Here is a 26,060-nt window from a genome sequence, read left to right as displayed (position 1 = left end):
GGTTTATCGTGCGTCGTCATCCCAAGCTTGCAGCTTCTCTGGAGCGAGGGCGGTTCCATCTGCCCGCACCACCTCCAACGCAGGCCACTGGCTGAGAACGGTCAATGAGTCCTCCGTAACGCCGGGCCATTTCGCGGGCGTATCAAGATTCTTGGGACGGGAGCCGAAGGTCAGGGCGGCGAAGTACTTGAGGAGGCCGGCTTCGCGGGCCATCGCCGTGAATCTCGCGAGTCTTTCGTCATTGAAGGTTCGGTCGTCGATAAACACATGCGCGCCGTTAGGTTCTTGATAAATGCCTCCATCGGGACCTAGCACTTCGGCGGCTCTGAGTTCCAACGATTCCAGACGAGCTTCGACGGTTAGCTGTCGCCGATGGTCGTAGCTCAGTAGTCCCAGCGCAACCGCGACGCCAGTCAACAGGATCAAGGCTTCGAGCAGCCCGAAACCGCGGCTCGACTGTGACGGGAGGCCGGCGTTATACCGGCGTTCCTGATTGACGCCGTATGCGAGGAACCCTGCCACCCACAAGGCGTGCAAAGCTGCCAGCACGCCGAACGGGAAGGACGGCATGAGGCCGAACGTTACAGCGGCCGCCACCCATGCGCTGGTCCCCACGCAAAGGATGACTACCAGTAATGCCGCAGTCCGCCATTGAAACCGATAGCGGTCCCCGTCGCGTTGGATGAAGGGGGGCAGCTGCTCACTCGCCTTTTTGTGATTGGGCATGCGGAGGTAACCTGTACGCGAGTCGGGCTGGACACTCCTGGTAAGGGCGGGATCGCTAGCCCATCGACAAGACCAGCTCGGTGATCACTTTTCCCACTCCGGCGTGAGAACCTCGGATGAACTTTGAGTGGGACGCGAAGAAGGCCGCGGCAAACCTCGTCAAACACGGAGTGAGCTTCGAGGAGGCGGTGACCGTTTTCGCGGACTTCGGAGGATCGACGATCTTCGACCCGGACCACTCCGCTGGGGAAGATCGCTACATCACCATGGGGCTTTCCAACCATGGTAGACTGATTGTGGTGTGGCACACCGACCGTGCGGGGGCGACTCGCTTGATCGGGGCCCGGAAAGCCAATCGACGCGAGACGGCGAGGTACACCGATGAACGACCCTGATCCCGGCGAAATGCGCGACCATTACGACTTCGGCCCCGACGCGAAGCCGGTTCGCGGGAAGTACGCCGCGGCCTACCGGCGAGGCACGAACTTTGTGCTGATCGATCCCGACTTGATGGCGCACTTCGGCACTCCGGAAGCCATCAACGAAGCGTTGCGTAAAGCAGCGACCGAAACGGCGCCCACCGAGGCGAGCGGATAGCCCCGCACCGCCTGGATCCGCTCCTGACGCTGCGACGAGCCGCTCGCTTAAACGCCCGGCGGCCGATACGCCACCTCCAGCGCGCGTTCGAAGTAAGCCCGCCGCAGCAACTCCCCCGGATCGGCGGCCGCGTCGAGCAGCGGGTCGACGCCCATCCACTCGACGAGCCGCCGCTCGGTCTGGGCGTGCTCTTCGACCGTGCCGTCCGCCAGCAGGTGCCGCACGCGCCAGCCTGCCTGGCTGAGCACGCGGCTGACGAGCACGCCGCGGTGGCAGTCGAGCGGCTCGCGCTCGGCGCACAATAGCGTGATCGTGTGGAGCTCGGCGCCGCGCTGCAGGCGGGCGATCCCTTCGCGGAACGCCGGCAAGCGGGCGATCCGGTCGTAATCGGCGCGGCCGTCGATGTAGCACTCCGGCTCCACGCGCCGCGCGCCCAGCTCCTCGCCGAGGAACACGTACGCGATCCCCGCGTCGCGTAGGGCCGGCGCGAGGGTCTCTTGCCGGTACTGCGGCAGCCGCGCGGCGGGGTGCGACCGCACGTCGGCCACGGCGGTCACGCCGGCGCGTTGGAGCAACGCGAGGAAGCCGGGCCACTCGTGCGTGGAGTAGCCGACGGTGAAGATCTCACGCGACACGGCGCGCCCCGCGGTCCGCCAGAGTCAGTTCGCGCCCGGCTCGGTCTTGCCGCCGTTGAGGTGGCGCCGCAGGTAGCTGGCGCGCTCGATGTTGCGGTCGGACTGGTCGAGCTCCATGCCGGCCAGCTTCTGCAGGTGGGCCGGCTGGGTGTGCACGAACAGCTTGTTGACGGTCGGGATCTCGACGTCGCCGATGAGGCCCAGGTTGATCCCCATCCGCACGCTCGAGAGCAGGTGCAGGGTCTCCTCGCTCGAGATCGTCTGCGCGGTGCGGAGGATGCCGAACGCGCGGCTCACCCGGTCGTGGAGCGTCTCTTGGCTCTCGCGGATCAAGAACGTGCGCGCCTGACGCTCGTACTCCAGCAGCACGGGGACCACGTCGGCCACCTTGGCGAGGAGGTCCTCCTCGGTCATGCCGAGGGTGACCTGGTTGCTGATCTGATAGAAGTCGCCCATCGCTTGCGAGCCCTCGCCGTACAGGCCCCGCACGGCGAGGTTGATCTTCTGCAGGCTGCGGAAGACCTTGTCGATCTGCCGCGTGATCACCAGCGCGGGCAGGTGGAGCATCACGCTCACGCGGATCCCCGTGCCGACGTTCGTGGGGCAAGCGGTCAGGTAGCCCAGGCGGTCGTTGTACGCGTAGGTGACCTGCTCTTCGAGCAGGTCGTCGATCTGGTTGATCTCTTCCCACGCCCGGTTCAGGTCGAGCCCGGAGTGCATCACCTGGATCCGCAGGTGGTCCTCCTCGTTGATCATCACGCTGAACCGCTCGCCGCCGTCGATCACGACCGCGCGGGCGCCCTCGGCCTCGGCGTGCTCGCGGCTGATCAGCTGCCGCTCGACGAGGAACAGGCGGTCGACCTCGTCGAGGTGGCTCACGTCGATGTAGTGCAGCTCGGCGCCGGGGGCCGCGTCGGGCAGCTTGCCGGCCGACTGCAACGCGTCGATCCGCGCGTGGAGGATCTGCTCGATCTGCTCGCGGTCGCTCTCGCTCGCGCGGGAGATGAACGGGAAGTCGGTCAGGTTGCGCGCCAAGCGGACGCGGCTGCTGATGACGATGTCCGACTCCGGCCCCGAGGCGCGGAGCCACTCGCCGCAGTCGCGGGCCATCAGTGCGAGGTCGAGGGACATTTGGGGGGGAGGCGCTAGGCGCTGGTTGCTAGGCGCTAGTTTTGTGAGTTCAAAGCCTTATCGACGACAAACTAGCGCCTAGCGCCGCGCGCCTAGCGCCGCCTCTCAACTCTGCTCGATGCCGCGGATCTCGTCCCTCAGCACCGACGCCCGCTCGTAGTCTTCGCCGGCGACCGCTTCTTTCATTTCGCGGCGCAGGCGGATGAGCTGCGTCTGTTGCTCGGCGCCCTCGCCGCCGTGGCGGGGCGTCTTGCCGACGTGCTGCGTCTCGCCGTGGATGTTGACCAGCAGCGGCTCCAGCTCCTTGGCGAAGTGCACGTAGTCGTGCGGGCAGCCCAGCCGGCCTTGCTTGCGGAACTCCAGGAAGCTGATCCCGCACACGGGACAGACCCGCTGGTCGAGCTCGGCTAGCTGCTCGGCCGTCTGCCCGATCGTGAGTTGCTGCGCCAGCAGCCCCGCCATCTCGGGGACAACGGAGTCCGCCTCGTCGGCGATCGGCGACAGGAACTCCTTCGCGCAGAGCTCGCACAGGTGGACCTCTTTCGGCTCCCCGTCCACCAGGTCGGTGATGTGGAAGGTCGCCGGTTTTTCGCACTTCTGGCACTTCATCGGGGGTTCCTCTTCGGCCGCTTGGCGGGCGTCAGGAGTCTATCGGGCGTGGTGGGGCTGGGCAAGGCGATGAGGCCCGCCCCTTTCGTAGCGTAAACCTTTGCGTCGGAACGGGATACAAGCCGGCGGGGGCGGGCCGACGGCGGCGCTGTAAGCCCACGGCGCCGGGTGCTAGAGTGACCCCGCCAAGCGAACCGCACGCGGCGGGTGGCTGTCTGGCGATCACTTGGGCGCCCGGGCGCGCGGTTCCAGCGACGCTAGCCGCGTCGGATTCGCCGCGACCGATTCGCCCCATCTAGCAAGCCGCAACCCATCTGTACGCCGGACCTTCCTTAGGAGTTTGTTCTCGTGGCCGACCGGACCGCTCACCGTCCTACGCTCGAGGAGTTCGTTCGGTTGGCCGAGGAAGCAGACCGCGTGCCGGTGTGGCGTCGGCTGGTGAGCGACGCGCTCACGCCGGTTTCGGCGTTCCACCGCCTGGAGTCGGCGGGCGAGGGGGCGGTCGCTTGCTTGTTCGAGAGCGTCATCGGCGGCGAGAAAGTCGGCCGCTACAGCTTCCTAGCGACCGACCCGTACCTGCTGCTCGAAGCCGACGGCGAGTCGGTCACCCGCACCCATTTCGATGGGGGCGAGCCGCGGCGCGAGACCTTCACCGCCGCCAACCCGCTCCAGACGCTCCGCGAAGAAGTCGGCAGCGTGCGGGTCGCCAAGCCCGACGGCCTGCCGCCGTTCGTCGGCGGAGCGATCGGCTACGCCGGCTACGACACGGTGCGGTACGTCGAGCGCCTGCCCGACGCGCCGCAGAACGACCGGCGCCTGCCCGACCTGGCGTTCGGCTTTTTCGACCACTTGCTGGTGTTCGACAACGTCGACAAGACGCTCACCGTCATCGTGCTGGCCGACGTGTCCTGCGGCGCCGACCGCGAGCGCGCTTACCTCGACGCGCAGCGTCGTGTCGACGAGCTCGTCGACCGCGTGGCCACCCCCTCCCGAGAGCTGGCGCCCGCCGACATCGACACCTCCGGCGGCGTGTCGCTGTCGTTCCAGTCGAACTTCACCAAGGAGGCGTTCGAGGCCGCGGTCCAGAAGTGCGTCGAGTACATCCGCGCGGGCGACATCTTCCAGGTGGTGCTCAGCCAGCGGCTCGCCACGCCGTACGCCGACGACCCGTTCGAGCTCTACCGGACGCTGCGGGTGGTGAACCCCAGCCCGTTCATGTTCTACGTACGCACCCCGTCGTGCACGCTCGTGGGCAGCTCGCCGGAGATCATGGTCCGCGTGGTCGACGGCCAGGTGACGGTGCGGCCGCTGGCGGGCACCCGGCCGCGGGGCGCGACCGAGGAGGAGGACCGCCGCCTGGCCGAAGAGCTGCTCGCCGACCCGAAGGAACGGGCCGAGCACGTGATGCTCGTCGACCTGGGCCGCAACGACGTGGGCCGCGTGGCGCGGTACGGGTCGGTCGAGCTGTCCGACGTGATGGTCATCGAACGCTACAGCCACGTGATGCACATCACGTCGAACGTGACCGGCCGCCTGACCGACGACCGCGACGCGTTCGACGCGCTCGCCGCGTGCCTGCCCGCCGGCACCGTGTCCGGCGCGCCGAAGGTCCGCGCCATGCAGATCATCGACGAGCTCGAGCCCCACCGCCGCGGCCCCTACGCCGGCGCCGTGGGCTACCTCGACTTCGCCGGCGACATGGACACCTGCATCGCGCTGCGCACGATCGTCGTCGCCGGCGGGAAGGCCTACGTGCAGGCCGGCGCGGGGATCGTGGCCGACAGCGTGCCCGCCAGCGAGCACCAAGAAACCCTCAACAAAGCCCGCGGCCTGCTCAAAGCGATCGAGCTGACGCGGCAGCGGCTCGCAGGTGACGGGCGATAGGCAGCAGGCAGCAGGGGATAGATGCCTAGCGGGGAATGCGGGAACATAGGGCCTGCCCACCTACCCCCCTATCACCCCTCAATTCGCCACCTGTCCTTGCCTCTCTCCGGCCAACTGCTTGTCGCCTCGCGTAAGCTGCGCGACCCGAACTTCCGCCAGTCCGTGGTGCTGCTGCTCGAGCACAACGAGAACGGCGCGCTCGGCGTGGTGCTCAATCGGCCGACGGAGCGCACCGTCGAGCAGGTGTGGGAGGCCGTCGAATTCGACCCCTGCGACTGCCAACAACCGCTCAACTACGGCGGCCCCGTGCAGGGCCCGCTGATCGCGTTGCACACGTCGGAGGAGCTCAGCGAGAAGCAGGTCTTGCCCGGCCTGTACCTGTCGATGCAACGCGCGACCGTCGACCCCCTCGTGCGGCAGACAAAGCACCCGTTCCGCTTGTACAGCGGAAACAGCGGGTGGGGCGGTGGGCAGCTCGAGGGCGAGCTCAACGAAGGGAGCTGGCTCACCACGCCCGCCCATTCGGACGACGTGTTCGCCGACCCCACGACGGTCTGGCGCGAGGTCACCAGCCGCATCGCGCTGGCCGTGATGGTCCCGGGCCTCGACCCCGACCGCCTGCCGAACGACCCGTCGCTGAACTGACCCGCCGCGCGGCCCGGCCCGCCCCGCGCGACCAGGGAGCCCCGCGGCGTGAGCCCGGGGAGTTGCGGCACGCCGGATTCGGCTCGCAACTCCCCGGCCTGTGAAGCCCAAGGGCTCTGGTTTCCACGCGGGGGGTGGCGTGCGAGCGTTGGGCGCAACGCAGCAACCCACGCTTCCCTTGGCGCTGCGGGCGTCGGGGCGGTTTACTCTGTAGCGTCCCCCTGCTCAGGCCGCCCCGCGATGCCCGAAAAACGCCTCCGACCACGCAGCCGCCTCGGCAAGTACCTCGTCGAGAAGCGGCTCGCCGAGGGGGGGTTCGCGACCGTCTACCAGGCGCGGGACACGATCGAAGGGGTGCGGGTCGCGATGAAAGCGCCCCACACCCACCTGATGGACGACGAGGCGGCCGAGACGTTCCGCCGCGAGGTGCGGCTCGTCGCGTCGCTCGACCACGCGAACGTGCTCCCGCTGAAGTCGGCCGACGTGATCGACGGCGTGTTCGTGATCGTCACGGCGCTGGCCAAGGAATCGCTCGGCGACCGCCTGGAGCGCCGCTTGGCGACCAAGACCGCCCTGGACTACGCGGACCAGATGCTGGCCGGGTTGGCCTACGCGCACGACCGCTCGATCGCCCACTGCGACGTGAAGCCCGACAACTTCCTGCTGTTCGAAGGGGGCCGCGTGCGCTTGGGCGACTTCGGCATCGCCCGCTTCGCGCAGCGCACGCTCCGCGGGTCGGGCGCGGGCACCGTCGGCTACGTGGCGCCGGAGCAGGCGCTCGGAGCGCCGTCGATCCGGTCGGACGTGTTCTCGATGGGGCTGTCGTTGTGGCGGATGTTCTCTGGCTCGCTGCCGGAGTGGCCCTACCGCGACCCGCTCGCCGGCAGCGAGCGGATCTCGCGCGTGCTGCGCGAGGAAGCGGTCGCCGTGCTGCGGCGGGCGATCGACCTGGAGCCGAAGAAGCGCTACGCGGACGCCGGCGCGATGCGCGCCGCGTGGAAGCGGGTCGGGCGGAAGGCGGCGCGCGGCGCCAGCGGCTCAGCCGGCCGCCGCCGCCGCGGCGGCGTCACCACACAGAACTGGCGGACCGTGCAGCGGAGCGAGTTCCGCCGCCGCTTCGGCGCGCAGCTCGAAACGCGGCTCGAGTGCGAGCGCTGCGACGGGCCGGTCTCCGAGCCGATGCTCTGGTGCCCCTGGTGCCGCGCCGACCGCACCCGCTTGCCCGACGAGACCCGCTTCCCGCAGGCGTGCCCGCGGTGCCGGCGCGGCATGAAGCTCGACTGGCGGTACTGCCCGTGGTGTTACGGCCCGGGCTTCGAGGTCCAGACCAAGCGGCAGTACACCGACAAGCGCTACACCGCGAAGTGCTCCGCGGCCGGCTGCGACCGCAAGCTCCTGATGCCCTGGATGCGGTACTGCCCGTGGTGCCACGCAAAGGTCCGGCGCCACTGGAAGGTCGAGGGCGTGCGCGACCGCTGCAAGTCGTGCGGCTGGGGCGTGGTCTCCGAGTTCTGGCGCGGGTGCCCGTGGTGTGGCAAGCCGCTGCGGTCACTAACCCCATGAGTCCCCGCGCCGGGCGAGGCCCCACGATGGCGGCGGCGCTTTACTTCCAATGCGACATGTCCGAGCCGGCCCTCTGGGGCCGCCTGGGCGGTCGCGCGGTGGCCGCTTACTCGAGCCGCTCGCCCTTCAAAGAGACCGTCAACGAAGACGCCGCCGCCGTCATCCCGTGGGACGAGCACTCGGCGGTGCTGGCGGTCGCCGACGGGCTGGGGGGCGCCGCGCGGGGCGAGGAGGCCTCGCGCCGAGCGATCCAAGAACTGGCCGACGCGATCGACCGCGCCGACCGCCAAACGAGCCAGCTCCGCACGGCGATCCTCGACGGCATCGAGTCGGCCAACGGGGCGGTCATGCGGATCGGGGCCGGCGCGGCGACGACGCTCGCCGTTGTCGAGGTGACCATCGGCGGCCCCGACGGCGACCTCGCGCGGACCTACCACGTCGGCGACGCCGGCGTGCTGGTGTGCGGGGGCCGCGGCAAGGTGAAGCTGCTCACGACCGCCCACTCGCCGGTCGGCTACGGCGTCGAGGCGGGCCTCATCGACCACCACGAGGCCATGCACCACGACGAGCGCCACTTGGTGTCGAACGTGGTCGGCGCGGCCGATTCGCGGATCGAGATCGGCGCCGCCGCGCCGCTGGCGAAGCTCGACACGGTGCTGGTCGCGAGCGATGGCTTGTTCGACAACCTGACCGTGGCCGAGATCGTGTCGCTCGTACGCCGCGGGCCCGCCGCCACCGCGGCCCAGCGCGTCGCCCAAGCGGCGCGCGAGCGGATGCTCGGCGCCGCTATCGACCTGCCGGCCAAAGCCGACGACCTCACACTGCTCGTGATGCGAAGGGGATGAGGGACGAGGGACGAGGGACGAGGGACGAGGGACGAGGGACGAGGGACGGGGGACGAGGGACCCCTGCGTTACGTTCACGAGCCACCACTAACCGTCACCCCTCACGCCTCACCCCTCACGCCTCACCCCTCACGCCTCACCCCTCAAGCCTCACCCCTCAAGCCTCAAGCCTCAAGCTTCCCCCCTCCTCGACCTTCCGGGCGATGGCAGAAACGCTGCACCGCCGGGCGGCTTGGCGCCGAAGTAGGCCGCAGCGAGTTGCCCGGTCTTCCTAGTCGGCCTACGATGCGCGCTATGAGCAAGCACGGCAGAAACGGCGTCCGCGGCGCGTGTACCGAGCCCGCCCGGCCAACGGCCGGCGCGGGACGATGCGTCCGCTAGCGGCGCCGGCACGGCGCCGCGGGCTTTCTCTCTCGCTTGCAATCGGCCCGCCCCGCCGCCCCTCGCCCGCTTGGGGCCACGGCGCCGACCCCCTCCCGGGAGCCCAAAGATGGCAACCGACCCCCGCGTAAAAGACGACGACCTACCGCGGCTCACCCAGCGCCTGGTGGCGACCTACGACCGGCTCGGCAAGCTGAACCACCTGGGGCACTGCCCGCTGCCGCGTTACAGCGAGGTGGTCGCCGCCACGCAGGACCTGATGGAGCTGATCTACCCCGGCTACCGCAACCGCGAGGGCTTGCACCGGGGGAACATCGGCTACTACGTGGGCGACCTCGTCGACCGCCTGCACGACCGCCTGACCCAGCAGGTCGGCCGCGCCCTGCGGCACGAGGCGGTGCGCGACGGGCTGGTCGGCGACTGCGAGTCGGTCGAGGACTTCGAGGCGCTCGGCCAAGCCAAGACGATGCTCTTCCTGGACCGCTTGCCTGAGCTGCGCGAGGTCCTCGCAACCGACGTCGAGGCCGCCTACGACGGCGACCCCGCGTGCAAGGGCGCCGACGAGGTCATCTTCTGCTACCCCGGCCTCGAAGCGGTCACCGTCCAGCGCCTGGCCCACCAGCTGTTCGACCTCGACATCCCCTTCATCCCGCGGATGATGACCGAGTGGGCGCACGGCCGCACCGGGATCGACATCCACCCCGGCGCGACGATCGGGCCGTACTTCTTCATCGACCACGGGACGGGCGTCGTGATCGGCGAGACGTGCCGCATCGGGTCGCACGTGAAGCTCTACCAGGGCGTGACGCTCGGCGCGTTGTCCTTCCCCAAGGACGCCGACGGCAAGCTGGTGCGCGACACCAAGCGGCACCCGACGATCGAGGACCGCGTGGTCGTGTACGCGAACGCCACGATCCTCGGCGGCCGCACGACCGTCGGGCACGACTCGGTGATCGGCTCGAGCGTGTGGCTCACCGACAGCGTCGAGCCGCACTCGACGATCGTCATCGAGAAGCCGAAGCTACGCGTCCGCGGCGGCGACGCCGCGGCCCCGGCGTGAGGGGGAGGGAACAGCCCGGTTCTCTATCTCTCTCGTTCACCGGCGTGTTACAGTCGGGCGCCCGCGTCCCCTCGCCCCCGAGCCCGCCGCCCGTGCCTGCGCTTGGCCCCGTCTTCCGCCACGAGATGATCGCCGCGGGGCGCAAGACGCGCTACTTCTGGATCCGCGCGCTGGTCGGCGCGGCGATGCTCGCGGTCCTCGCGCTGATCTACGCGGGCGTCAGCGCGTACGAGCAGTCGACCCTGTCGATCCGCACGCTGGCCGAGATCACGTCGGCCTTCTACACCAGCGCGGCGTGGCTCACGATGGGCGCGGTGCTGGCCGTCACGCCGGTCGTCGCGGCCGGGGCGATCGCCACGGAGCGCGAGCGGCGGACCATCGAGTACCTGTTCGCCACCGACCTGTCGAACGCCGAGATCGTGCTCGACAAGCTCCTCGCGCGGCTGCTCACCGTCGGCAAGATCGTCCTCGCCGCCGCGCCGGTGCTCGCCATCTTCCGCCTCCTCGGCGGCGTGCCGGGCGAGCTGCTGCTGGCGCACGCGGCGCTGTTGGCCACGACCGGCGCGTTGGTCGCGTCGTACGCGCTGCTGACCGGCGCCTACCACGAGCGGGCCCGCGACGCCGCCCAGCGCGCCATCTCCGGGACGGTCGCCTTCCTGATCCTCCCGGGGTTCTTGCTCGCCGCGGGCGCGTTCTTGAGCCCGGTCCAGCGGCCCTGGGTCGTGTGGCTGTCGGAGTGGGTCTTGCAGCCGGTCACTTGGTTCTTGCTGCTGATCAACCCGGTCGCCGCGATGATCCAGGGGGGCGGGTTGCTCGGGGGGAATCTGGGCGTCGACTTCGACTCGTCGGTCGTTTTCAAAACCTGCGGCGCCCAGCTCGGCGTGACCGCGGTGCTGCTGGCGGTGGCCGTCGCCACGGTGCGCCGCACGCACCTGGCCGCGGCCGGCGCGCCGGGACATGCGAAGAAGGCCGCCGGCAAGAAGGGCGCCGCCGCGTCCGCCACGCGCTCCCCCTACGAGCTCCGCCCGGTGCTGTGGAAAGAGATGTACGCCGCGTCGCTGCCGAAGAAACGCGGCGCGGCGATCCGCCACCGCGTCGGCGTCGGGGTGCTGGTCATCGCGATCGCCGCGACGCTCGTCGGCGTGATCGCGTCGGGGTACCTGTTCGGCGGGCGGGTCGACTTCGAGGACTACATGCTCGTCGCGTGCGGGCTGGCGACCGCCGTCGGGTCGGTTGTCGTTCTCGCCATGGGCGCCCGCGCGGCGGGGCTGGTGAGCTACGAACGCGAGCGCGAGACCTGGCTCTCCCTGCTCACCACGCCGCTCACCGGCGCGGAGATCGTCGCCGGGAAGATGGGGGGCAACTTCTACAACTTCCGCTGGGGCCTGGCCGGCGCGGTCGCGATCCCGCTGACGGCGCTGATTTACAGCCCGGTGGCGATCCCCGCCGCGCTGGGCTTCGCGCTGTCGCTGGGGATCGTCTCGCTCGCGGCGACAGCCGTTGGCTTGGCCGCGTCGCTGCGGATCGGCAGCTCGATCAAGGCGGTCGGCGTGACCATCGCCATCATGCTGGCGATCTCCGCGGTCTACCCGGTGCTCCTGGGCATGCTGACCGGCATCCTCACACGCAGCGATCTGCTGTTCGAGCTGTTCGGCCTGCCGGCCGTCGCGCCCGTGTTGTTGGCCGTGCCGATGTTGCTGGCCGCGGAGGGACCGCCCGACGACGAGATCCTCTTCGCCTACGCCGGCGGCACGCTGTTCTACGTGGCGCTGGGGGCGGCGGTCACCGCGGCGAACATCCGGCACTTCGACCGCATCTGCGGCCGCGCGACCCGGGCCAACCCCGCCGCCGCGTCGCGGCCCCCGAGCGGCCCCGACCAGCGCCCCGACCAGCGCCCCGACGCCACCGGCGCGACCACCCCGGCGCCGGCCTGAGCCGGCGTGCTCCCCCGGGAGGGTTATCAGCGGCTCACCAGGGGCTTGCGCCCCACATCACCTCGTGGCTGTAGAGCGGGTCGACCGGGCCGAGCCGTTGCTCGTCGCTCAGGCGGGGCTCGGCGTTCTGCTCGACGCGCGTCAGCGGCCGCGCCGCGCGGTGCGGCGTCGCCGACGAGACCGTCGAGAACACCCCGCCGGTCGCCGAGGCGTCGTCGCCCGTCGGGGCCGAGCGGTCGGCGGGTCGCTCGTACGCACGCAGCGTCGGCGTGCGGAGCACCATGCCGATCGGCAGCAGGTCGGGGCTGTCGAGCCGGTCGCGGTTGAGCTCGTAGATCTCGCCAGCGCGGGCCGCGTCGCCCAGGTAACGCTCGGCCAGTTCTTCCAGCGTGTCGCCGTCGGAGACGACGTGCTGCTGGTAGTCGCCCACCGCGGCGGTCCGCTCGATCGCCGCCGGGCCCGGCAGCGGCGCGAACGCGTCGTCGGCCGGCGCGTCCCACGCCACGCCGCCGACCGCCGGGTCGTACGCGGGGCGTTTGCCGTACGGGCTGTCGGCGAGCGTGCCCCGCTCGGCCGTGCCCCGCTCGGCCGGCGCGCTGCCGGGGGGGGCGACGGCCGCTTGGGCCGACCGCGGCGTGGCGGGGGCCTCGCCGCGCGTCGCTTGCGCGGCGCCGCCGCGGGGGATTGGCTTGAGCGGCCGCTTGGGCGGCGTCAACTCCGGCAACGCGGGCGGGTCGGCCGCGCCGTCCCACGACGCGGGACCCGGCAGGACCGGCCGGCTGTCGGCCGACGCTTCCGGCGCGGGCCACGACGCGCGGTCCACACTCGGCGCGACCGGGCCGCCCCACCCGCCGTTCGGCTCGTCGGCGGCCGGCGCCGACTCTTCGGACGCGGCCGGCAACGCGGGCCACGCGTCGGTGCGTAGGGACGGCGCGTCGCCGGCCACCGGTTGCAGGCCCACCTCGGGCGGCTGCGGCCCTTGGAAGTAGCCCGCGACTCGCTCCAACGCGTCGGGCGGTCCCAGGATCGAGGCGACAAAGAAGCCCGCGCCAAGCAGCACGAGCGATGAGACTAGCTTTGCAAATTCGTTCACGGCGAGGACCCGGTCCGCGACCCGTCGCCGTCGAGGGGCGCCGCCACGAGTGGCTAGCGCGTACCGCGGGCGCGGGTCTTGGTAAGGAAAGGCTCGTCCGTGAACACAACAGCGGCCCGGCGTCGTCCGGTCCGGGTCCGCTTACATCGGTGTCGTTGAGAGAGATCGGCGCCCCGGCGCCGGCGCCGCCAGCAGGGGGCGGTGAAGGACGCTTCGGGCCGATCAGCGAAGCCTTGCGGGCGGGCCGTTCGCGGCGGCGCCCTTCTGGCTGGCCCCTTCTACGCGGCGGGCGACCCGCAGTTCGCGGCCGGGCCGGCGCCGCAAGAGAAACAGCGCGCGCTCTGCGCGAAGCTGTGCGGACTAGCGAAACGCCGCCGGTGACAACGGCTGGTGCGGGGCTGTGCTTCGCGTTGTGCCCCGGGCTGCCGCCACGGGGCTGGGTCTCTACCGCGCTGGGGCCCTACCGCGCTGGGCCCTGCCGCGCTGGGACTGGCGGCGCGCGGCGGCCATACCAACACGCCTGCGCCGCACCGGCCAACCGGCGCGTAGCAACTAGCAACTCCCCCCTTACGCCGCGGCCCGGGGGTTGCCGGCCGTGGCGGCGGTGCCGTCGTCGTCGGTGCCGGCCAGCGCCAGCAGCGCCGGCGTGGCGATGAACACCGTGGAGTAGGTGCCGACGATCACGCCGACCACCAGGGCGAACGCGAACGCGTGGATCCCGGCGCCGCCGAAGAAGTACAGCACCACGACCACGATCAACGTGGTGAGCGAGGTCAGCACCGTGCGGCTGAGGGTTTGGTTGATCGACTTGTTGACTGTCTCGGCGGTCAGGCGCGGGCTCTTGCCGCGGACCTCGCGGATGCGGTCGAAGATGACGATCGTGTCGTTCAGCGAGTAGCCGATGATCGTGATGAAGGCCGCGAGGATCGGCAGGCTGATCTGGAACGCGTCGATCTGCAGCGCCGTGGCGAGCGGCGGCACGGCCGACACGACCCACGCCGACAGGGCGATCGCGCCGAGGGTGACCAGCACGTCGTGGATCAGCGCGATCACCGCCGCGACGCCGTAGTACACGTTCTGGAAGCGGAACCACAGGTACGCGATGATCCCGATCAGGCTGAGGACGACCGCCCAAACGGCCTTCTCTTGCAGGTCGCCGGCGACCCGCGCGCCGATCTTGCTCGCCAGCGGGAACAGCGGCTCGGCGGCCAGCTCCGCTTGCAGGGCCTCGGCGACCTCGACGGTTTGCTCGGCCGGCAAGCCGAGGCGCATCGTCCACTCCTTGAACCGTTGGCTGCTGCCCGCCGTGTACGCGGGGTTCTCTAGCTGCGGCTCGACGCCGGGCCGGCCGGACTGGGCGAGGATCTCCTCGATCCGTTCCACGAGCGCGTCGTGCGTGAGGCCGTCGTTCTCGCCGAAGCCCTCTCCCTCGTTGAACGTGAGCGGCAGGGTCGTGCCGGTCGTGCCGCCACGCTCCTCGAAAGCCTCGGGCTCGCCGATCGCCAGCGCGTAGTTCTTCAGCGAGTCGCCGAACTCCTCGGCGATCACGGCCTCGACACGCTCGACGTCGTCGATGCCGCTGTTCACGGTGAACCGCAGGCCGGTCTCACCGCTCTGGATCACGGTGAGGTTCTTATCCCCCAGCTCGGTCGAGCGGACCTTCTCGTTCACTTCGCTAAATGTCATCGGCTCGTCGAGCACGAACGTGACGCTCGAGCCGCCGGTGAAGTCGATGTCCAGCAGGTTCTCGCCGCGGCCGAACACGCCGACCAAGCCGGCCGCGATCAACAGCACAGAGAACACGATCGCCGGCACACGCTTGCCGATGAAGTCGATGTTGGTCTCGCCGAGGATCGAGCCGAACTTCAGCGTCTTGATCCAGCGGCGCCGCTCGGCGATGTCGAACACCGTGCGGGCGCAGAAGATGGCGGTGTACATCGACATCACGATGCCGAGGAACAGCGTGATGCCGAACCCCTTGATCGGCCCGGTGCCGACGTTGTAGAGGATCACCGCCGCGATCAGCGTGGTGACGTTCGCGTCGATGATGGTCGTGGTGGCCTTGCCGAAGCCGTTGCGGATCGCCATCCGCAGGCCGGCCCCCTTGGCGAGTTCCTCGCGGATCCGCTCGAAGATCAGCACGTTCGCGTCGACCGCCATGCCCACCGTCAGCACGAGGCCGGCCAGGCCGGGCAGCGTGAACGCCGCCTGCATGACGACCATCGCGGCGAGCACCAGCAGCAGCGTGGCCGCCAGCGCGAGGCAGGCCACGAGGCCGGCGAAGCGGTAGTAGACGAGTATGAACAGGAGCACCGCGGCGAGCGACACGCCGATCGCGAACGTGCCGCGCTGGATCGTCTCGGCGCCGAGGGTGGGGCTGACCTGCTCTTCGCTGATTGGAGTCTTGACCAGCGCGGCCGGCAGGCTGCCCGCGTTGAGGATGCCGACCAGGTTGTCGACCTCTTGCTCGACGTTCGGCCCGCCGATCGTGATCTGGCCGCTGCCCGTGATCCGGTCGTTCAGCTCCGGCGCGGAGAGCAGCGTGTCGTCGAGCAGGATGCCCAGCTTACGCTTCACGTCGGGCGTGGCCGGGTTGGGGAGGTTCTCGCCGGTGAAGCGGCCGAACTTGGCCGAGCCGATCGAGTCGAAGTTGAAGTTCACGACCGGGCGGCCCAGGTCGCCGTACGACTTCGACACGCCCGTCAGGTACTCGCCGGTGACGTCCCAGCGGTCCATCAGCACGAGGATCTCGTCGCGGCCGTTGGCTTCGCGGGTGACCAGCCGCGGGTCCTCGACGGGGAACTTCTCGGTGTCGTAGGGGACCCACTTGGCGCGCGTCGCTCCGCCGATCGACACGATCTTCTCGCTGGGGCCGAGGTTGGCGGCCGCCTCGATGATGTTGCGGTCCTCGCTCCAGCGCCGGTCGGCGACGATCCGGAACTCGAGCTGCCCCAGGTCGGTGATCCGCCGCTTGATGAACTGCAGGTCGTCCGGCCCGGCCTTCGGGATGATGATCTCGATCGCGCCGCCGTAGTTGCGGATCGAGACCTCCTTGGTCCCGGCCGGGTCGATCCGCCGTTTCAGCGCGGCGATCAACTGCTCCATGTCCACGCGGCGCCGCGGGCCTTCGGCGTCGTCGGCCTCGTCGGCCGGCGGCTGGTCGGGGTCGAGCGGGTCGAAGACCAGGTCCGGGTCGGCCAGCTCGTACACGAGCGTGATGCCGCCGGCCAGGTCGGGGCCGCCTTTGAACTGGCCGGTCGCTACGCAGAGGGCGGCCACCGACAACGAGGTCAGCACGGTGGCGATCCGCCACGCCTTCTCCGGCATCCTCCACGCCTTGGCGAGCCAGTTGCCCAGCAGGATCGGCACGACGATCGCCGCCAGCGTCACGAGCCACGTCAGCGCGCTGCCACCGCCGGCGTCGGCCTCATCGATGGCGGCCTCGGCCGCGTCGCCCGCGGCGAGGTCGCGGTTTTCTGGCGACGGCACGCCGGCCATGGGCTCCCCTTCGGCCGGGTCGGCTTCGGCCACATCGGCGCCGGCTGCGACCTCCGACGGCGGCGCGGCGGCCGGCTCGATCACCGGCGTGTCGACCGGTTCCTCGGCCGGCGTTTCGGGCGCTGGATCGACGGCCGGCGTGTCGGCGTCGGTCTCCGCGGCGGCCTCGGCCGGCGGCGTGTCGGCAGCCTCTGGCTCCGCCGCTGGCTCGGCCGCTGGCTCGGCTGTGGCGGCCGGCGTATCGGCGTTCTCTTGGGCCGGCGCCGGCGAGCCGCACAGCGTGGCCGCCGCTAGCGCGACGAGCAGCACGCCCAACCAGCGGCTAGCGACCGGGGAGGAGAAGAGCACGGAAGGGGTCGGCATCGGTCGGGTGACCATGACGGGAATCGGTTATTGTCGGGGGCGCCGCGGGAGGACCGTCGCGGCGGCGGAGTGTGTTGAGGGGGCAGCGTCAGTCGTCGCGCTCGACCGAGTCGATCGCCCACAGGGCGACTCGGACCTTGGCGCCGGTCGACTCGTCGACGCGGAGCGTGAGCCGGCCCGCGTCGCGTTGGATGTTGGTGACCACGCCGTGCAGGCCGCCGGTGGTGACCACCCGATCGTTCTCTTTGATGCCGTCGAGCATCTGCTGGAACCGCTTGTCCTTGGTCCGCTGCGGAACCACGAACAGGAAGTACACCAGCGCCAGCATCGCCACGAACGGCAGCAGGGCCGTCAGCGCGCCAGCGCCGCCCCCGCCGTCGGCCTGGGCCAACGCCGAACCAGCATGGACCAGCCCAGCGTGGACCAGCCCAGCGTGGGCCCACCCGTCGAGGGCGGAGCCCCGCATCGGATCGAAGAGCAGCAACAACGGCGGGATCAAAAACGACACTGGGCCTCGCGGCGCGGGCGCCGCACCAGCGGCGAGCGCCCCCCTGCCTGGCTTGGGCGATCGGACGGAAACCGCGAATGGTAAAGCCTTGCCGCCAAAGCGGAAAGGGGAGACGCTCCGCGCGCCGTCGCCGGCCGTTTGGCAGGGCCGCCGGGCGTCGGGAATGCGGGATGCGGAATGCGGAATGCGGTTGGGGGTGCACTGCTTGGGCCGCGGGCACGCGACGTTCCGCCGTCCGCTGTCGCCTGTCCGGCCGGCGGCGGCCAAAAGCGGGCTTGCGCGTGGCGCGATCGGCGAGAATCGAACGCCGCGTCGGGGGCGAGGGGCCGATAACGTTACTCGTCGCGCGGCGCGTAACGTATCACAACCCGATGCCGCGCCTGAGCTTAGGGCGAAAAAGCGCGTTTTTAGCGTTACACGCGCTGCGCCGGGTGTCTGTCGCGTTTCAAACGAAAAGGGAAGCGGCTCGCCGCGTTTCGTGGCTAATTCTCGCCGCACTCCTCGGCGCTCTGCTCGGCGGTCCGCCAAGCGAGCTGCCGCTGGGCCTTGAACGCCGCGAACCGGCCGGCTTCGATCGCGCGGCGCGTGTCGGCCATCAGACGCTGGTAGAAGGTCAGGTTGTGGATCGACAGCAAGATCGGGCCGAGCATCTCGCCGGCCATGAACAAGTGCCGCAAGTAGCCGCGGCTGTGCCGCCGGCACGCCACGCACGGGCAGTCGTCTTCCAGCGGCCGTGGGTCGAGCGTGTGGCGGGCGTTCCGCATGCGGAGCGGGCCGCTGGCCGTGTAAGCCAGGGCGTTACGGCCGTTGCGGGTCGGCATCACGCAGTCGAACATGTCGACCCCGCGCTCGACGGCCTCGAGCAGGTCGCGGGGCGTCCCCACGCCCATCAGGTAGCGGGGCTTGTCCGGCGGCAAGCACGGGGTGGTCGCGGAGATCGTCCGGTACATGTCGGCGGCCGGCTCGCCCACGCTGAGCCCGCCGATCGCGTAGCCCGCCAGGTCGAGCTCAAGGAGTCCCTCGGCCGATTCTTGCCGGAGCTCCGCGTCGAGGCCGCCTTGCACGATGCCGAACAGGGATTGGTCCCGGCGCGTGGCGGCCGACACGCAGCGCTCGGCCCACCGCTGGCTGCGGAGCATCGCGTCGCGGACGGCGTCGCGGTCGGCCGGCAGCTCGATCACGTGGTCGAGCACCATCGCCACGTCGGCGCCGAGCTGCTCTTGCACCCAGACGGAGGATTCGGGGGTGAGCTCGACCGTGTCGCCGTTGACGTGCGACTGGAACCGCACGCCGTGCTCGTCGATACGGCGCTTGTCGGCCAGGCTAAAGACCTGGAACCCGCCGGAGTCGGTGAGCATCGGCCCGGCCCAGCCGCTGAGGGCGTGGAGGCCACCGAGGGCGGCCACGGTTTCTGGGCCGGGGCGGAGCAGCAGGTGGTACGTGTTGCCGAGCACCATCTGGGCGCCGGTCTCGGCGAGCCGCTCGCAATCGACGCCCTTGACCGTGCCGGCCGTGCCGACCGGCATGAACGCGGGCAGCTCGATGGCCCCGTGCGGCGTGTGGAGCCGGCCCCGCCGTGCGCCGGTGGGGTCCAGGGAGATCGGCTCGTACCAAACGGGCGGCATGGCCAGGCGCTAGCTGAGAGGCGCTCGGCGCTAGGCCTTGCTGACCGAGTAGAAACTAGCGCCTAGCGCCGTCGAACTAGCGCCTTTCACTAGGCTTCGCCGCGGAGCTTCAGGCCGTGGACGGTCAGCTTTTCGCGGACCTCGTTCAGGCTCGTGACGCCGAAGTTCTTGCACTCCAGCAGGTCGTCGGGGGTGCGGCGGACCAGCTCGCCGACCGTGGTCAGGCCCAGACGCACCATGCACTTGCGGGCGCGGACCGACAGGCTGAGGTCGCTGATCGGCCGGTCGAGCAGGGCCCGCTCGTCGGCCGACAGCGCGTCGGGGTTGTAGGGGGGGTCTTGTTCGCGTTTCTGGTGGGCGAACTGGCCGAGCTCGAGGCCCTTGGAGCTGAGCATCTCGCGGATCTCGACGAGCGAGGTCTCGCCGAAGTTCTTGCTGGCCAGCAGCTCTTGCTCGGTCGTCTCGGTGAGGTCGCCGAGCGTCATGATGCCCATGCGTTGCAGGCAGTTGCGGCTGCGGACGCTGAGCTCGAAGTCGGTGACCGGGATCGCCAGCACCTGCGCGAGGCGGTCCTGCTGCCGGCGGGCCTCCTCGTCGTAGAACATGTCGCGGCTGCCGTCGGCGTCCTTGAAGAACAGCCGGGCCCGCTGGTGACCGGGGTACACGTCGAGGATCCGCTGGTAGCAGCCCTTGGCCCGCTCGTACTGCTCGAGGTCCTCGTACAGCACGCCGAGGTTCAGCAGCGTGCCCACGTGGGTCGGGAACTGCTGGGCCGCCTTCTCGTACAGGTTGCGGGCGTAGTCGTCGTTGCCGCGGCGGTCGTTCTCTAGGGCGAGGCCGAACAGGGCGCCGCCGTGGGCCGGGTCGGCCGCGACCGCGCGTTCCAGCAGCGCGACGACCTCCTCCGGGTTGCCCGACAGGGCCTGCACGGTGGCCGAGCGCTGGTAGAGGTAGTCGGCGGTTTGCTCGACGGCGCCGGAGAGCCCGTCGAGCAGCTTCAGCGCGCCTTGGGGGTCGCCCGAGTAGCGGACGGCTTCGGCTTGGGCGAGGGCGACGGCGTCCTTGTCGTAGCCGGCCTTGCCGGCCGACTCGTAGGACTGCACGGCCTCGTCGTAGCGGTCCAGGGCGAGCTTCGACTTGCCGAGGTAGAAGTGCGTGAGGGCGCCGCCGTCGGCCTTGCTGAGCACGTCGATCGCGTTGGAGTAGCGGCCCAGCAGGTACAGGCACACGCCCAGCTTGGCCGAGGTCGCCGGGGTGCGGCTGGGCTGGGCCTCGAGCTCTTGGACGGCTTCCTTCAGCTCGCCGTAGCGGCTGTAGTTGGCGGCGATGCCGGCCGTGATTTCGGAGATCTCACGGGGGCCGAAGGCCGCGGTCGAGAGGATGGCTTGCTTCAGGTCGGTGTCGAGCGCCGTCATGTTCAACTGGGCAGAGGGCAGGGGGGGCAGCGGGCCGGGTATCGCGGGCGGATCGGTGCTCGACGGCGAGGCTGCCAGCCGCCGTCTGCCTACTGCCCGCTAGTGAAGAGCCAGCGGCGGGAGTCGAACCCGCAACCCCCGCATTACGAATGCGGTGCTCTGCCAATTGAAGCTACGCTGGCTGGCGAGCGTCGAGCCGGGCCCAGGCCCGGCACGGCGACGCAAGCCCCGAATCATAGCCAATCTGGGCCGCGAGCGCCAAGCGGTGGTCTGCCTCGGCGAGCGGCGCGAGAGGGCGCCCCTCGTCGGGGGCCGCTCTCTCGCCACGGGGATTGGGGCAGCGCCGAGAAACTTTGCGGCTTCGCTCTTGCGGCAACCGGGGCATTAGTGTCAGGTAAGGCCACACGAGCCGTCCCTGAAGAGCTGACGGATATCGCGACGATTGGTCTCCCCACGCGGCAGACCTCGGCGGCTCGTCCCAGAGCGCTGACAACGCAAGCGTCGTCACACTCGGCGCACTGGTCCGGCAGAGTTGGGTTGATCCGGCAAACGGGTCGACCCGGCAAGCTCGGGCGGTGCGGTTCCCCCACCTATCACGTCGCGTCTCTCGCTTCACGTTGTGGTCCCGCACCGGGCGTCTGCGCGCCGGCGGACCGCTCCTGAGATTCCCACTTTTGCTATCGCTCGAGGCCCCTCCGCGAATGCCCACGACCCTGACCGAATACCGCAAGATCACCCACAACGGCGAGCCCCACTACGGGCAGCACTGCGTCGCCACGGCGCTGGGGTGCAACGAGAACATCCTCTCGATCGAGAAGATGTACGAGTTCCTCGTGCAGATGGCGGACGACATCGACATGGTCCGCTTCGGGCCGCCGATCGTCGCCCGCTTCGGCGAGGGGAACGACATCGGCCTCTCGGGCGTACAGCTGATCACGACCAGCGCGATCACGATCCACACGAACGACGCCCACCGGGACATGTACCTGGACGTCTTCAGTTGCAAGCCGTTCGACGAGGCCACCGTGCGCCGCGTCGTCGAAGAGTTTCTTTCCCCGTCCGATCTCAGCTGCGAGGTGATTTACAGGAAATGAGAATTTACCCCCAACACTTGCCCGTGGTGGCCGACGAGCCGCGTGCGGGCGACTTCCGCGTCATCGACGTGGATGAAAACCGCGGCCGAGGGGTCGTGGTGTTGCGGGAATTCCTGGCCGGCGACGTGCTTTTCAGGATGAACGGCAGACTCACCACACGGATGACCCAGCACTCGCTCCAGGTCGGCCCCGGGCTGCACCTGGACGACCCCTGGTTCGCCGGCATGACGTTGCACAGCTGCGATCCGAACTCGCGTCTGGACCCCGAAACCAGGCTCTACCACGCTCTGAAGGACATCGAGCCGGGCGACCTGCTCACGATGGACTACAACCACACCGAAGACGTGCTCTTCCGGCCGTTCGAGTGCCGCTGCGGCGCCGAGAACTGCCGCGGGTGGGTCGCCGGTCGGCGGCTGGTCACGGCCGCCGCCGCGACGGCCTGACGAGCGCCTCGACACTCTCCTAACGACACCGCGCGGCGGCCCCGGGGGCGAACCCCGGGGCCGCCGCGTTTGTTTTTACGGGTGGGAACGCCCTGCGGTCTGGGGATAATAGGGGGCTGCTCCCCCGTTGGGATCCACGGCGCGGCCCGGTGTTCGGGCGGCTCGCGCGGGGTCCCGAAGAGCCGATCCTCGTTCGCACCCCCACCCGCTGGTACCTATGCCTGTCGCTGCTGTCGCCGAAGACAAGACCGAATTGCTCCAGTCGTTGCTCTCCGAGCGGGTGTTGCTGCTCGACGGGGCGACCGGCACGCAGATCCAGGCGCTGGGCATCGGCGAGGCGCAGGTCCGGGGCGAGCGGTTCGCCGAGCACCACAAGGACCTGAAGAACTTCGGCGACCTGCTCTGCGTGACGCGGCCCGACGCGATCCTCGAGATCCACCGCCGGTACCTGGCGGCCGGGTCCGACATCGTCGAGACGAACACCTTCGGCGCGAGCCCCGTCGGCATGCTCGACTTCGAGTTCGCCGAGGCCGGCCACGACCCGCTGGAGCTGTGCCGCGAGATCAACACCGCGGCGGTCCGGCTCGCCAAGCAGGCCTGCGCGGAGTTCACCGAAGAGAACCCCGACAAGCCGCGCTTCTGCGCCGGGTCGATCGGGCCGACGTCCAAGCAGATGGCGATCTCGACCAGCGTCGAGGACCCGAGCAACCGCGACGTGGCGTTCGACACGATGGTCGAGTCCTACCGCGTGCAGGCCCGCGCGATGGTCGAAGCGGGGGTCGACATCCTGCTGGTCGAGACCGTCATCGACACGCTCAACGCCAAGGCGTGCCTGATCGGCATCCGCCGCGCTCTGGAGCAGCTGGGAGCGAACACGCCGGTGATGGTCAGCGGCACGTTCGACAAGGGGGGCGGCACGTTCGTGTCGGGCCAGTCGGTCGAGGCGTTCTGGAACTCGCTGGCGCACTTCCCGATGCTGTCGATCGGCATGAACTGCGCGCTGGGGCCGGACGTGATGCGGCCCCACCTGGAGGAGTTGCAGCGTGTGGCGACCGTGCCGGTCAGCTGCCACCCGAACGCCGGCCTGCCGAACGAGATGGGGCAGTTCGACCTCGGGCCGGCCGACATGGCCAAATGGGTGGGCGACTTCGCCGACCAGGGCTGGGTCAATATCGTCGGCGGCTGCTGCGGCACAGGGCCGGACCACATCGCCGCGATCGCCGAGCGGGTGAAGCACGCCGCGCCGCACCGCCGCACGGCGGTCCCCAGCCGCTTGCGGCTGTCGGGGACGCAGCCGATGGAGCTGCGGCCCGACGCGGCGTTCTTGATGATCGGCGAGCGGACCAACGTGACCGGCAGCCGCAAGTTCGCCCGGCTGATCAAGGAGGAAAACTACGACGAGGCGATCGAGGTCGCGCGGCAGCAGGTCCAAAACGGCGCGAACGTGATCGACGTCAACATGGACGAGGGCCTGCTCGACTCGGAGGCCGCGATGACCAAGTTCCTCCGCCTGATCGCGGGCGAGGGGGACATCGCGGCCGTGCCCGTGATGATCGACTCGAGCAAGTGGTCCGTCATCGAGGCCGGCCTGCAAGCCGTGCAGGGCAAGGCGATCGTCAACTCGATCAGCCTCAAGGACGGCGAGGAGGAGTTCCTGCGGCGCGCCGGGCTCTGCCGCGACTACGGCGCCGCGGCCGTGGTGATGGCGTTCGACGAGGAGGGCCAGGCGGCCGACGAGGACAACAAGGTCCGCATCTGCAAGCGCGCGTACGACCTGCTCGTCGCGCCGGAGTCGGAGGGGGGCGCCGGCTTCCCGCCCGAGGACATCATCTTCGACCCGAACATCCTCACCGTGGCCACCGGCATCGAGGAGCACAACAACTACGCGCTAGACTTCATCAACGCCACCCGGCGGATCAAGCAGGAGTGCCCCGGGGCGAAGGTCTCCGGGGGCGTGTCGAACATCAGCTTCTCGTTCCGCGGAAACGACGTGGTCCGCGAGGCGATGCACTCGGCCTTCCTGTACCACGCGGTCCGCGCGGGCCTCGACATGGGGATCGTCAACGCGGGGCAGCTGGAGGTCTACGACGAGATCCCGGCCGAGCTGAAAGAGCGCGTCGAGGACGTGCTGCTCAACCGCCGAGACGACGCCACCGAGCGGCTCGTCGACTTCGCCGAGACCGTCAAAGACAAGGGCGGGAAGGTAGCCGTCGAGGACGAGTCGTGGCGCCAAGGCCCGGTCGAGGAGCGGCTGCGGCACGCGCTGATCAAGGGGATCGTCAAGCACATCGAGCAAGACGCCGAGGAGGCGCGGCAGAAGTACCCCAAGTGCCTCAACGTGATCGAGGGGCCGCTGATGGACGGCATGAGCACCGTCGGCGACCTGTTCGGCGCCGGGAAGATGTTCTTGCCGCAGGTGGTGAAGTCGGCCCGCGTCATGAAGAAGGCGGTCGCTTACCTGACCCCCTACATGGAGGCCGAGAAGGAAGAGGCCGGCACGGCGGGTCAGGCGCGCGGCAAGGTGCTGATGGCCACCGTCAAGGGCGACGTGCACGACATCGGCAAGAACATCGTCGGCGTGGTGCTGGGCTGCAACAACTTCGAGGTCATCGACCTGGGGGTGATGTGCTCGGCCGAGAAGATCCTCGACGCGGCGCAGACCGAGGGGGTCGACGTGGTCGGCCTCTCCGGGCTGATCACGCCGAGCCTCGACGAGATGGTCCACGTGGCGAAAGAGATGAAGCGCCGTGAGATGAGCGTGCCGCTGCTGATCGGCGGCGCCACGACCAGCGCAAAGCACACCGCCGTGAGGATCGCCCCGCACTACGACGTCGACTCCGGCGGCGGGGGCGTCGTGCACGTGCTCGACGCGTCGCGCAGCGTTGGCGTCGTCGAGAAGCTCATCAACAAGGAGGCCCGCAGCGCGTTCTTCGACCAGAACCGCAAGCTGCAGGCCGACCTCGTCACGAGCTTCAACAAGCGGCAAGCGGTCACGCTCAAGCCGTTCGAGGAGGCCAAGCGGGCGCGGTTCGCGACCGATTGGTCCCAGGTCGACATCCCCAAGCCCGGGTTCACCGGCGTTCGCGTCCTTGAGGACTTCCCGCTGGGCGACCTGCGCGAGTACATCGACTGGTCGCCCTTCTTCATGACCTGGGAGCTGCGTGGCAAGTACCCGAAGATCTTCGACGACGAGCTCGTCGGCGGCGAGGCGCGGCGGCTGTTCGACGACGCCAATCGGATGCTCGACCGGGTGATCGCCGACGGCTCGCTCAAGGCGCGGGGCGTGTACGGCTTCTTCCCCGCGGCCGCCGACGGCGAGGACATCGTCGTCTACTCCGACGATTCGCGGTCCGCCCAGCGCTGCCGGCTGCACTGCCTGCGGCAGCAGTGGGACCGGAAGGGGCAGAAGGACTTCCGCTCGCTCGTGGACTACGTGGCGCCCGCGGAGAGCGGCCGGGAAGACTACGTGGGGGGCTTCGCGGTCACGGCCGGCGTGGGCTGCGACGAGCTGGCCGCCAAGTACGACGCCGACCACGACGACTACAACTCGATCCTCGTCAAGGCGGTGGCCGACCGCTTGGCCGAGGCCTTCGCCGAGTGCCTGCACGCGCGCGTGCGGAGGGAGTGGGGTTACGGCACAGAGGAGCAGCTCTCCGCCGAGGACCTGATCAAGGAGCGGTACCGCGGCATCCGCCCCGCGCCGGGCTACCCGGCCCAGCCGGACCACACCGAGAAGCAGACGCTGTTCGACCTGTTGGGCGCGGAGGACGCGATCGGACTAAAGCTGACCGAGAGCTACGCGATGCACCCCGCGGCGAGCGTCAGCGGCCTGTACTTCGCCCACCCCGAGGCGCGGTACTTCGCCGTCGACCGGCTGAGCAAGGAGCAGGTCGAGGACTACGCGCGGCGGAAGGGGATGCCGCTCGCGGAGATCGAGCGGTGGCTGTCGCCGAACCTCGGCTACGAGCCCTGAGCGCAGAGGCCCACGAATCGAATCGCTGCTAATCGTTT

At 69.8% G+C, this 26,060-nt stretch carries 20 protein-coding genes and 1 tRNA gene; 11 read left to right on the top strand and 10 right to left on the bottom strand.

Annotated features, from left to right (window positions below; translation table 11 throughout):
* Nucleotides 1–3: 3 nt before the first annotated feature.
* Nucleotides 4–726, bottom strand: a complete 723-nt coding sequence (locus tag RIC11_RS00505; protein ID WP_350207858.1) for a hypothetical protein — start codon at nt 724–726, stop codon at nt 4–6.
* A 116-nt stretch (nt 727–842) separates the two neighbouring features.
* Between RIC11_RS00505 and RIC11_RS00500 the strand changes: the two genes are divergently transcribed.
* Together RIC11_RS00500 and RIC11_RS00495 are read left to right on the top strand one after the other, a co-directional pair.
* Nucleotides 843–1,121, top strand: a complete 279-nt coding sequence (locus RIC11_RS00500) for a BrnT family toxin (RefSeq protein ID WP_350207857.1) — start codon at nt 843–845, stop codon at nt 1,119–1,121.
* Nucleotides 1,108–1,323: a hypothetical protein gene (locus RIC11_RS00495; protein WP_350207856.1), complete on the top strand. Its 216-nt coding sequence runs from the start codon at nt 1,108–1,110 to the stop codon at nt 1,321–1,323. The genes RIC11_RS00500 and RIC11_RS00495 overlap by 14 nt, the downstream gene beginning before the upstream one ends.
* 47 nt (nt 1,324–1,370) lie before the next feature.
* On the opposite strand, the gene RIC11_RS00490 is transcribed toward RIC11_RS00495, so the two are convergent.
* From RIC11_RS00490 to RIC11_RS00480, 3 genes are all read right to left on the bottom strand, one after another.
* A complete protein-coding gene (locus RIC11_RS00490; RefSeq protein ID WP_350207855.1) occupies nt 1,371–1,958 on the bottom strand; it encodes a DUF488 domain-containing protein in 588 nt (195 codons plus the stop codon).
* A 24-nt stretch (nt 1,959–1,982) separates the two neighbouring features.
* A complete protein-coding gene (locus tag RIC11_RS00485) occupies nt 1,983–3,089 on the bottom strand; it encodes a protein arginine kinase (protein ID WP_350207854.1) in 1,107 nt (368 codons plus the stop codon).
* A 105-nt stretch (nt 3,090–3,194) separates the two neighbouring features.
* Nucleotides 3,195–3,698 carry a UvrB/UvrC motif-containing protein gene (locus tag RIC11_RS00480; RefSeq protein WP_350207853.1) on the bottom strand — a complete coding sequence of 168 codons (504 nt, stop codon included), beginning with the start codon at nt 3,696–3,698 and terminating at the stop codon, nt 3,195–3,197.
* A 348-nt stretch (nt 3,699–4,046) separates the two neighbouring features.
* Here RIC11_RS00480 and trpE point away from each other — a divergent pair, with 348 nt between their 5' ends.
* From trpE to RIC11_RS00450, 6 genes are all read left to right on the top strand, one after another.
* On the top strand, nt 4,047–5,582 hold the full coding sequence (gene trpE, locus RIC11_RS00475) for an anthranilate synthase component I (RefSeq protein WP_502879362.1): 1,536 nt from the start codon (nt 4,047–4,049) through the stop codon (nt 5,580–5,582).
* Between the two features lie 96 nt (nt 5,583–5,678).
* The gene (locus RIC11_RS00470) at nt 5,679–6,227 is read left to right on the top strand and encodes a YqgE/AlgH family protein (protein WP_350207852.1); all 549 of its coding nucleotides are present in this window, start codon (nt 5,679–5,681) and stop codon (nt 6,225–6,227) included.
* A gap of 240 nt (nt 6,228–6,467) precedes the next feature.
* Nucleotides 6,468–7,790, top strand: coding sequence for a protein kinase domain-containing protein (locus tag RIC11_RS00465; protein WP_350207851.1), 1,323 nt, complete (start codon nt 6,468–6,470; stop codon nt 7,788–7,790).
* The gene (locus RIC11_RS00460) at nt 7,787–8,635 is read left to right on the top strand and encodes a PP2C family protein-serine/threonine phosphatase (protein WP_350207850.1); all 849 of its coding nucleotides are present in this window, start codon (nt 7,787–7,789) and stop codon (nt 8,633–8,635) included. The genes RIC11_RS00465 and RIC11_RS00460 overlap by 4 nt, the downstream gene beginning before the upstream one ends.
* A gap of 490 nt (nt 8,636–9,125) precedes the next feature.
* The gene (locus tag RIC11_RS00455) at nt 9,126–10,076 is read left to right on the top strand and encodes a serine O-acetyltransferase (RefSeq protein WP_350207849.1); all 951 of its coding nucleotides are present in this window, start codon (nt 9,126–9,128) and stop codon (nt 10,074–10,076) included.
* A 92-nt stretch (nt 10,077–10,168) separates the two neighbouring features.
* Nucleotides 10,169–12,010 (top strand): ABC transporter permease, encoded by a 1,842-nt coding sequence (locus RIC11_RS00450; protein ID WP_350207848.1) that lies wholly within the window; start codon nt 10,169–10,171, stop codon nt 12,008–12,010.
* Between the two features lie 34 nt (nt 12,011–12,044).
* Here RIC11_RS00450 and RIC11_RS00445 read toward each other — a convergent pair whose 3' ends face one another.
* From RIC11_RS00445 to RIC11_RS00420, 6 genes are all read right to left on the bottom strand, one after another.
* Nucleotides 12,045–13,103, bottom strand: coding sequence for a LysM peptidoglycan-binding domain-containing protein (locus RIC11_RS00445; RefSeq protein WP_350207847.1), 1,059 nt, complete (start codon nt 13,101–13,103; stop codon nt 12,045–12,047).
* 567 nt (nt 13,104–13,670) lie between these two features.
* The gene (gene secD, locus RIC11_RS00440; protein WP_350207846.1) at nt 13,671–16,964 is read right to left on the bottom strand and encodes a protein translocase subunit SecD; all 3,294 of its coding nucleotides are present in this window, start codon (nt 16,962–16,964) and stop codon (nt 13,671–13,673) included.
* Nucleotides 16,965–17,052: 88 nt separating this feature from the next.
* Nucleotides 17,053–17,472 carry a preprotein translocase subunit YajC gene (yajC, locus tag RIC11_RS00435; RefSeq protein WP_350207845.1) on the bottom strand — a complete coding sequence of 140 codons (420 nt, stop codon included), beginning with the start codon at nt 17,470–17,472 and terminating at the stop codon, nt 17,053–17,055.
* A gap of 482 nt (nt 17,473–17,954) precedes the next feature.
* The gene (gene tgt, locus RIC11_RS00430; RefSeq protein ID WP_350207844.1) at nt 17,955–19,097 is read right to left on the bottom strand and encodes a tRNA guanosine(34) transglycosylase Tgt; all 1,143 of its coding nucleotides are present in this window, start codon (nt 19,095–19,097) and stop codon (nt 17,955–17,957) included.
* A gap of 89 nt (nt 19,098–19,186) precedes the next feature.
* Nucleotides 19,187–20,512, bottom strand: coding sequence for a DNA-directed RNA polymerase subunit alpha C-terminal domain-containing protein (locus tag RIC11_RS00425; protein WP_350207843.1), 1,326 nt, complete (start codon nt 20,510–20,512; stop codon nt 19,187–19,189).
* A gap of 108 nt (nt 20,513–20,620) precedes the next feature.
* Nucleotides 20,621–20,694 (bottom strand) — tRNA-Thr (locus tag RIC11_RS00420).
* A 519-nt stretch (nt 20,695–21,213) separates the two neighbouring features.
* Here RIC11_RS00420 and RIC11_RS00415 point away from each other — a divergent pair.
* From RIC11_RS00415 to metH, 3 genes are all read left to right on the top strand, one after another.
* Nucleotides 21,214–21,606 (top strand): S-adenosylmethionine decarboxylase, encoded by a 393-nt coding sequence (locus tag RIC11_RS00415; RefSeq protein WP_350207842.1) that lies wholly within the window; start codon nt 21,214–21,216, stop codon nt 21,604–21,606.
* Nucleotides 21,603–22,049 (top strand): SET domain-containing protein-lysine N-methyltransferase, encoded by a 447-nt coding sequence (locus tag RIC11_RS00410; protein WP_350207841.1) that lies wholly within the window; start codon nt 21,603–21,605, stop codon nt 22,047–22,049. The genes RIC11_RS00415 and RIC11_RS00410 overlap by 4 nt, the downstream gene beginning before the upstream one ends.
* 217 nt (nt 22,050–22,266) lie before the next feature.
* Nucleotides 22,267–26,022 carry a methionine synthase gene (gene metH, locus RIC11_RS00405; RefSeq protein WP_350207840.1) on the top strand — a complete coding sequence of 1,252 codons (3,756 nt, stop codon included), beginning with the start codon at nt 22,267–22,269 and terminating at the stop codon, nt 26,020–26,022.
* Nucleotides 26,023–26,060 lie beyond the last annotated feature (38 nt).

It is taken from the genome of Botrimarina sp., from assembly GCF_040219535.1.
Taxonomy (GTDB): Bacteria; Planctomycetota; Planctomycetia; order Pirellulales; family Lacipirellulaceae; genus Botrimarina.
This window is presented reverse-complemented; position numbering and strand designations above follow the sequence as displayed.